Origin of the sequence: Pantoea sp. CTOTU49201, from assembly GCF_032054795.1 — a bacterium.
GTDB classification, from domain to species: Bacteria; Pseudomonadota; Gammaproteobacteria; order Enterobacterales; family Enterobacteriaceae; genus Pantoea; species Pantoea symbiotica.
In genome coordinates, this window is the sequence record NZ_DAMBSA010000202.1 from 1 (window position 1) to 8,296 (window position 8,296).

The 8,296-nt window shown below is 56.3% G+C and carries 6 protein-coding genes and 1 pseudogene; 4 read left to right on the top strand and 3 right to left on the bottom strand.

The annotated features are described in order from the left end of the window. The 3 genes and pseudogenes from RTY00_RS14620 to xylA form a co-directional block, all read right to left on the bottom strand. Positions 1–164 (bottom strand): annotated as a pseudogene (locus RTY00_RS14620) (GlxA family transcriptional regulator); the annotation flags it as partial. A gap of 253 nt (positions 165–417) precedes the next feature. Beyond that, positions 418–1,860 carry a xylulokinase gene (gene xylB / locus RTY00_RS14625; protein ID WP_312664933.1) on the bottom strand — a complete coding sequence of 481 codons (1,443 nt, stop codon included), beginning with the start codon at positions 1,858–1,860 and terminating at the stop codon, positions 418–420. Positions 1,861–1,877: 17 nt separating this feature from the next. Continuing rightward, positions 1,878–3,200 carry a xylose isomerase gene (xylA, locus tag RTY00_RS14630; protein ID WP_061719300.1) on the bottom strand — a complete coding sequence of 441 codons (1,323 nt, stop codon included), beginning with the start codon at positions 3,198–3,200 and terminating at the stop codon, positions 1,878–1,880. Between the two features lie 345 nt (positions 3,201–3,545). Between xylA and xylF the strand changes: the two genes are divergently transcribed. The 4 genes from xylF to RTY00_RS14650 form a co-directional block, all read left to right on the top strand. Continuing rightward, complete coding sequence (xylF, locus tag RTY00_RS14635) at positions 3,546–4,538, top strand: D-xylose ABC transporter substrate-binding protein (protein ID WP_008105256.1); 993 nt, start codon at positions 3,546–3,548, stop codon at positions 4,536–4,538. Positions 4,539–4,560: 22 nt separating this feature from the next. Continuing rightward, positions 4,561–6,087, top strand: coding sequence for a xylose ABC transporter ATP-binding protein (locus tag RTY00_RS14640; RefSeq protein WP_312664934.1), 1,527 nt, complete (start codon positions 4,561–4,563; stop codon positions 6,085–6,087). Continuing rightward, positions 6,080–7,261, top strand: a complete 1,182-nt coding sequence (gene xylH, locus RTY00_RS14645) for a xylose ABC transporter permease XylH (RefSeq protein WP_312664935.1) — start codon at positions 6,080–6,082, stop codon at positions 7,259–7,261. The genes RTY00_RS14640 and xylH overlap by 8 nt, the downstream gene beginning before the upstream one ends. Positions 7,262–7,354: 93 nt before the next feature. Then, on the top strand, positions 7,355–8,296 hold a 942-nt coding region (locus tag RTY00_RS14650), incomplete at its 3' end, for a XylR family transcriptional regulator (protein WP_312664936.1).

An 8,296-nucleotide genomic window follows, 5' to 3' on the forward strand; every position in this document is an offset into this window, starting at 1 on the left:
GCGATGTCGGCGAGGGTCATGCTGGTGGAGCACAGCACGCTTGGCTGCGGGCCGATGTAGTGCAGAGCGAAGTGGCCGTCGGCCAGCTGCAGGGTTTCAGCGGGGCCAGTGAGATCCAGCGCCATCACGCCGGGAAGCACGAGGAAGAAGACGGATTGCGGCATGGTGGGCTCCATCAGTTGGGTGCGGTATGCGTCCAGGTTGGCATAAATGCCAGGTTGGGTGCGGTATTCGGCCAGGTTGGCATAAATGCAAAGTTGGGTGCGTTATTCGGCCAGGTCGCCATTAATGGCGACCCTACAATGTAGGGTTGGCATTTATGCCGACCAAATCAAGCCATTCGATTCAACAGAATTACCCAATAATACCCGATAAAAACTCTCACACTCTGCCAAATCCAGCCATCACTCTCCCACATCAAGACATCAACGGCTGCAGCTGCTGATACAAACGCGCAAACACTTCGCGCTGCGGCTGATACGCCTGATGGCGCGCCGCATCCGGTTGATGCCGCTGCGCCAGCTCAAGCGACGGCCATTCGCTCGCCGGATCAATCGCCAGCTGCGCCAGTCGTGCTGCACCCAGCGCCGGGCCGACTTCGCCACCATGACAATAATCCAGCGTTTGCCCGCTGATATCCGCCAGCATCTGACGCCAGTACGCACTGCGCGCGCCGCCGCCAATTAGCATCACGGTTTTTGGCTGCACACCGCACTCATGCACCGCATCCATGCCTTCGGCCAGCGCGAAGCCCACGCCTTCCAGCACCGCGCGCGCCAGTTCTGGTCGGCCATGTTGATGCGTCAAACCAAAGAACGCGCCCTGCGCCTGCGGATTGTTGTGCGGCGTGCGTTCGCCAGAGAGATAAGGCAGGAACCACACTGGCGGCACATCGCTGCGCGCTTTTTCCGCCTCACTCAGCAGTTGCGGCACGTCCGTGCAGCCGGTCAGCGCCGCCGCCCAATCGAGACAGGAAGCCGCGCTCAAAATCACCGACATCAAATGCCAGCGCTGCGGCAGCGCGTGGCAGAAGCTGTGCACCGCGCGCTGTGGATTACTGAGATAGCCGTCGCTTACCAGAAAATAGACGCCCGACGTGCCCAGCGACAACATGCCTTGTCCCGGCTCGACCATGCCGACACCCACCGCGCCCGCCGCGTTATCACCGCCACCCGCCACCAGCGGCACCCTTTGCATGCCCCAGCGCGCAGCGACATCTGGCAATAAAGTGCCGGTGATCTGATTGCCTTCAAACAGTTGCGGCATCTGGCTGCGCTGCAACTCGCATGCGCTGAGCATCTCATCGCTCCAGTCGCGCTGCGCCACATCCAGCCACATCGTTCCCGCAGCGTCCGACATATCGCTGGCGAAGTCGCCGCTCATGCGGAAGCGCAGATAATCTTTTGGCAGCAGCACTTTAGCCACCTGAGCAAACACCTGCGGCTCATGCTGTTTCACCCACAACAGCTTTGGCGCGGTGAAGCCGGGCATCATCAGATTGCCGGTGATGCGACGCGAATCCGGCACGCGCTTCTCCAGTTCCTGACACTGCTCGCCGCTGCGCCCGTCATTCCATAAAATCGCCGGACGCAGCACCCGATTCTCGCTATCCAGCAAGGTGGCACCGTGCATCTGCCCACTCAGGCCAATCGCCTTCACGCCGCTGAGATCGTGCTGCTGCGCCAGCGCCTGCATGGCACGATCTGTCGCCTGCCACCAGCTTTCGGCATCTTGCTCACTCCATAACGGCTGCGGCCGCGACACCTCCAGCGGCGCACTCTCCACTGCAATCACTTTGCCGTGCGCATCCAGCAACGCCACTTTCACGCCGGAGGTGCCTAAATCGATGCCGATAACCATGCTGCGCTCCTGAAAAGTTAAAAATCAAACAAGTAGTGATTCACCAGATTCTCCAGCTGTTCCTGGCGTCCACTACGATGTTGTGGATTGAATTGCTGTTGCTGCGCCTGTTCCGCCAGTGCGGCGAGGGAAAATTCACCCTTCAGAATCTGCTGTCCGAACTCACCGTTCCAGCCGCTGTAACGTTGTGCCACTCGCTTATCCAGCTCGCCATCCGCCACCATGCGGGCCGCGACTTTTAACGCCAGCGCCATAGTATCCATTGCGCCGATATGGCCGTAGAACAGGTCATATTTGTCGGTGCTCTGGCGGCGGACTTTGGCATCAAAGTTTAAGCCGCCGGTGGTGAATCCGCCCGCTTTGATAATTTCGTACAGCACCAGCGCATTCTCTTCCACGCTGACCGGGAACTGGTCGGTATCCCAGCCACACTGCATGTCGCCACGGTTAGCATCCACCGAGCCAAAAATGCCCAGCGCGATGGCCGTTGCGATTTCATGATGGAATGAGTGGCCCGCCAGCGTCGCGTGGTTGGCTTCCACATTCACTTTAATCTCTTTTTCCAGCCCGAACTGCTTCAGGAAGCCATAAACCGTTGCCACATCATAGTCATACTGATGTTTTGTTGGCTCCTGCGGCTTGGGTTCGATCAGCAACATGCCGTGGAAACCAATCTTGTGTTTGTGCTCCACCACCATCTGCATAAACCGGCCAATCTGCTCGCGCTCCTGGCGCAGGTCGGTGTTGAGTAAGGTTTCATACCCTTCACGCCCGCCCCACAGCACATAGTTCTCGCCGCCGAGAGTTTGCGTGGCCTGCATGGCGCTGCACACCTGGCTGGCCGCCCAGGCAAAAATTTCCGGATCCGGATTGGTCGCCGCACCCGCACCGTAACGCGGATGGGTAAAGCAGTTGGCGGTTCCCCACAGCAGTTTCACGCCGGTTTCCTGCTGCTTTTCCAGCAACTTATCCGTCATCACGGCGAAGTTTTCGCGATAGCTTTTCAACGAATCGCCTTCTGGCGAGACATCCACATCGTGGAAGCAGTAATAAGGCACATTCAGTTTATGAAAGAACTCAAAGGCAACATCGGCCTTTTGTTTCGCCAACTCAAGCGCATCTCCCGGCTTCTGCCACGGACGATCAAACGCCCCAACGCCAAACATATCCGCGCCGTTCCAGCAGAAGGTATGCCAGTAACAGGCCGCAAAGCGCAGATGCTCCGCCATGGTTTTACCGAGAATCACTTCGTCCGGGTTGTAATGACGAAACGCCAGAGGATTGCGGGTATTACTCCCTTCATAACGAACGCGATCAAGCTGGTCGAAATAGGCGTGCATAGTTAGCTCCTTAGCATGAGGACCCGAATGGTCAGCTTTGAGCCGTTATTGTGATGATGTAATTTACTGCTGCTCAATTACGATATTTAACACTCAACGTAAGATAATTATTATTTGTGCGCCAGCTCGCAAAATAATGTCGTTATTTTCATTCAGTCTTCTCGACTTCGTTTTTTCTGAAAGCGTTGAAATATCGATCGCGCTCATAAAATCGCAAATAAACCAAAAAACGTAATAGCCGGATAAAAATCAGTAATTGATGTCATCTGAAACTCAGGGCAACAATTCATCGGCCTGGTTATAAGCCTTACAACGACAACAGCCTCAACCTACAGGATTAATACTATGAACATGAAACAATCACTGTTGGCCGCCTGCGCGGCTCTGGCCCTGTTTAGTCACGCGGGTAGCGCTAAAGAAGTCAAAATCGGTATGGCTATTGATGATTTACGTCTGGAACGCTGGCAAAAAGATCGCGATATCTTTGTTAAACAAGCCGAATCTCTGGGCGCCAAAGTGTTTGTGCAGTCGGCCAACGGCAACGAAGAAACGCAGATGTCGCAAATTGAAAATATGATCAATCGCGGCGTTGATGTATTGGTCATCATTCCTTATAACGGCCAGGTTTTAAGTAACGTGGTGGCGGAAGCGAAACGCGAAGGCATTAAAGTGCTGGCGTATGACCGCATGATAAATAACGCCGATATTGATTTTTATATCTCATTCGATAATGAAAAAGTGGGCGAATTACAGGCCGAAAGTATTGTAAAGCAAGTGCCTAAAGGTAATTACTTCCTGATGGGCGGATCGCCGGTGGATAATAATGCGCGCCTGTTCCGTGCCGGTCAGATGAAAGTGTTAAAACCTTATATTGATAATGGCAGTATTAAAGTGGTCGGCGATCAGTGGGTTGATGCCTGGCTGCCAGAAAATGCGCTGAAAATAATGGAAAACGCCTTAACCGCGAACAGTAATCACATTGATGCGGTTGTGGCGTCGAATGATGCCACCGCAGGCGGTGCGATTCAGGCATTAAGCGCGCAGGGACTTTCCGGCAAAGTTGCGATCTCCGGTCAGGATGCCGATCTCGCCGCCATCAAACGCATTATGAACGGCACGCAAACCATGACGGTTTACAAACCCATCACCGAACTGGCGACCGAAGCGGCCAAAATCGCGGTGGAACTCGGTGACGACAAACAACCCGCCAGCAACAGCAAGCTGAACAACGGCCTGAAAGATGTGCCATCGCGCCTGCTGAATCCTATTCCGGTCAACAAAGACAACATTGAAAGCACGGTAGTCAAAGACGGCTTCCACAAACAGAGCGAACTCTGAGGCGCGAGCCCGCAAAGGAGATATGTCGATGTTGCTGGAAATGAACCATATCACCAAACGTTTCGGCGCGGTGAAAGCACTGGATGACGTGAGCCTGCAGCTGGAAGCCGGTGAAGTGATGTCGCTGTGCGGCGAAAACGGCTCGGGAAAATCGACGCTGATGAAGATCCTGTGCGGGCTGTATCCGCACGGTGACTTCGAAGGAACTATCCATTTTGCGGGCGACGAGATTCAGGCGCAGAGCATTCGTGATACCGAACGCAAAGGGATCGTGATCATCCATCAAGAGCTGGCGCTGGTGCGGCAGCTGACGGTGATGGAGAACATTTTCCTCGGCGCAGAGCTGGGGCGTTTCGGCATGGTGGATGACGAAACCATGACGCTGCGCTGCCAGCAACTGCTGGAGCGGGTCAAGCTGCATGTCTCGCCGGATACACGCGTCGGAGAGCTGGGATTAGGCCAGCAACAGCTGGTGGAGATTGCACGCGCCCTGAATAAACAGGTGCGCCTGCTGATCCTCGACGAGCCGACCTCCTCGCTTACCGAACAGGAAACCGAGGTGCTGCTGAGCATCATCAAAAACCTGCGCGAACACGGCATCGCCTGCATCTACATCTCGCACAAACTCAATGAAGTTAAAGCGATTTCGGACACCATCTGCGTGATCCGCGACGGTCAGCATATCGCGACCCGCGCGGCCGCCGGGCTGAGTGAGGATGACATCATCACCATGATGGTCGGTCGCGAGCTGACGGCGCTCTATCCGCATAGCCCACACGAGATTGGCGAAACCCTGTTGCAGGTGGAGAACCTCACGGCGTGGCATCCCATCAACCGCCATATTCGCCGAGTGGATAACGTCTCTTTCAGCCTGAAGCGCAGCGAAATTCTTGGCATTGCCGGGCTGGTCGGTGCCGGGCGAACCGAAACCGTGCAATGTCTGTTTGGCGTTTGGCCGGGGCGCTGGCAGGGCGATATTCACATCAACGGTAAGAAAGTCCGTATCAATGACTGCCGCGCCGCCATCGCTCACGGCATTGCGATGGTGCCGGAAGATCGTAAAAAGGATGGCATCGTGCCGCTGATGGGCGTGGGCAAAAACATCACGCTGGCCGCGCTGGACCAATTTAGTCCCCGACTTTCGCTGCTGGATGAGGCGCAGGAGCAGCAGGCAATTAACCAGGCCATTGCGCGCCTGCGGGTGAAAACCTCGTCGGCAGAGCTGCCGATTGGTCGCCTGAGCGGCGGGAATCAACAGAAAGCGATCCTCGCTAAATGCCTGCTGCTCAACCCAAAAATCTTAATTCTTGATGAGCCGACGCGCGGCATTGATGTGGGTGCGCGCCAGGAAATCTATCTACTGATCAACTCGTTAGTGCAGCAAGGGATTGCCGTGATTGTCATTTCGTCTGAGCTGCCCGAAGTACTGGGCCTGAGCGATCGGGTTTTGGTGATGCATGAAGGCAAAATCAAAGCCGATCTGATTAACGATAACCTGACTCAGGAGCAGGTGATGGAAGCCGCCCTGCGGAGTGAACACTATGTTTAAGACCGAAAGTACGCAACGCGGCCTCACCACGCCGGGTAAAGGTGCGCCAGGTAAATTCTCGCTGCCGGATCTGCAGGTGCTGGTGATGCTGGGTGCGATTGTGCTGATCGCCCTGTTCTTCACCTGGACCACCGACGGTGCGTGGCTCAGCGCCCGTAATGTTTCCAACCTGCTGCGCCAGACCGCCATCACCGGCATTCTCGCGGTCGGCATGGTGTTCGTCATTATCTCTGCCGAGATCGATCTCTCAGTCGGTTCGATGATGGGCTTGCTCGGCGGCGCTGCGGCCATCTTTGACGTCTGGCTCGGTTGGCCGCTGCCGCTCACCATCGTCGTAACTTTAGTGATGGGCCTGCTGCTCGGCACCTGGAACGGCTGGTGGGTGGCCTATCGCAAAGTCCCGTCATTTATTGTCACGTTGGCGGGGATGCTGGCGTTTCGCGGCATTTTGGTCGGCATCACCGACGGCACAACCGTAGCGCCCACCAGCCCGGCGATGTCGCAGATTGGGCAAAGCTATCTGCCTGGCGGGATCGGTTTTGGCTTCGGCTTTGCCGGTCTGGCGCTGTTTATCCTCTGGCAATGGCGCTTGCGTCTGCGTCGCCAACAACTTGGTCTGGCGCAAACCTCCGTCAGCGGTGCGCTGGTGCGACAGGTCATCACCGCTGTTCTGGTGTTAGGCGCGATCTGGCTGCTCAACGATTATCGCGGCGTACCAACGCCGGTGTTGCTGCTGGTGCTGCTGCTGCTCGGCGGCATGTTTATGGCGACCCGCACGGCTTTTGGCCGCCGGATTTATGCCATCGGTGGCAACCTGGATGCCGCGCGCCTTTCCGGCATTAATGTGGCCCGCACTAAGCTGGCAGTCTTCGCCATCAATGGTGTGATGGTGGCGATTGCTGGCCTGATTCTCAGCTCACGCCTTGGCGCGGGTTCACCTTCGGCAGGCAACATCGCCGAGCTGGATGCCATCGCCGCCTGCGTGATTGGCGGCACCAGCCTGGCGGGCGGCGTTGGCTCGGTAGCAGGCGCGGTGATCGGCGCATTTATCATGGCGTCACTGGATAACGGCATGAGCATGATGGATGTCCCGACTTTCTGGCAGTACATCGTCAAGGGCGCCATCCTGCTGCTGGCGGTGTGGATGGATACCGCGACGCGCCGCCGGGTGTAATCGCGCGGGGGATCACAATGTGGCGCAAATTCTTTCTGCTGTCCGTCGTGCCATGCTATGCAAGGTGCTGTCGATTTAGGAGAGTGCGCCACGATGCATGAGAAACGCTTTCGCATTACGTTGCTGTTCAACGCCAATAAGGTTTATGACCGCCAGGTGGTTGAGGGCGTCGGTGAGTATTTACAGGCATCTCAAACGGATTGGGACATTTTCATTGAAGAGGATTTTCGTTGCCGCATCGACAACATCCGTGAATGGCTGGGCGATGGGGTTATCGCCGATTACGACGATCCCTCGATAGAAAAACTGCTGGCCAACGTGTCTGTGCCGATTGTCGGCGTCGGAGGATCCTACCATCAGCCGCAGGACTATCCGCCCGTGCATTACATCGCCACCGACAATGCCGCGCTGGTCGAGAGCGCCTTTTTGCATTTGAAAGAAAAAGGCGTGAACCGCTTTGCTTTCTATGGTTTGCCCGCAGCCAGCGGCAAACGCTGGGCGCAAGAACGTGAGCATGCGTTTCGCCAGCTGGTGGCGCGTGAACGTTATCAAGGCGTGGTCTATCAGGGCATGGAAACAGCGCCGGAAAACTGGCAGCACGCCCAGAACCGCCTGGCTGACTGGCTGCAAACGCTGCCGCAGCAAACTGGCATCATCGCCGTCACCGATGCCCGTGCGCGCCATCTGCTGCAGGCCTGCGAATACCTCAAAATTCCGGTGCCAGAAAAGCTCACGGTGATCGGTATCGATAACGAGGAACTGACGCGTTATCTTTCGCGCGTGGCGCTCTCGTCTGTGGCGCAAGGCTCGCGCCAAATGGGTTATCAGGCAGCAAAACTGCTGCATCGCCTACTGGATAATCAGCCTCTGCAACTGCAACGCATTCTGGTGCCACCGGTAAAAGTGATTGCGCGCCGCTCCACCGATTTCCGCTCCTTGCACGATCCCGCAGTGATTCAGGCGATGCACTACATCCGCTTCAACGCCTGCAAAGGCATTAAGGTTGAACAAGTGCTGGATGCCATCGGCATCTCG

What these genes read in the sequence shown, in the direction of transcription:
- xylF (WP_008105256.1), top strand. Translation starts at nt 3,546, where the DNA reads ATGAACATGAAACAATCACTGTTGGCCGCCTGCGCGGCTCTGGCCCTG.
- xylA (WP_061719300.1), bottom strand. Translation starts at nt 3,200, where the DNA reads ATGCACGCCTATTTCGACCAGCTTGATCGCGTTCGTTATGAAGGGAGT.
- RTY00_RS14640 (WP_312664934.1), top strand. Translation starts at nt 4,561, where the DNA reads ATGTCGATGTTGCTGGAAATGAACCATATCACCAAACGTTTCGGCGCG.
- xylB (WP_312664933.1), bottom strand. Translation starts at nt 1,860, where the DNA reads ATGGTTATCGGCATCGATTTAGGCACCTCCGGCGTGAAAGTGGCGTTG.
- xylH (WP_312664935.1), top strand. Translation starts at nt 6,080, where the DNA reads ATGTTTAAGACCGAAAGTACGCAACGCGGCCTCACCACGCCGGGTAAA.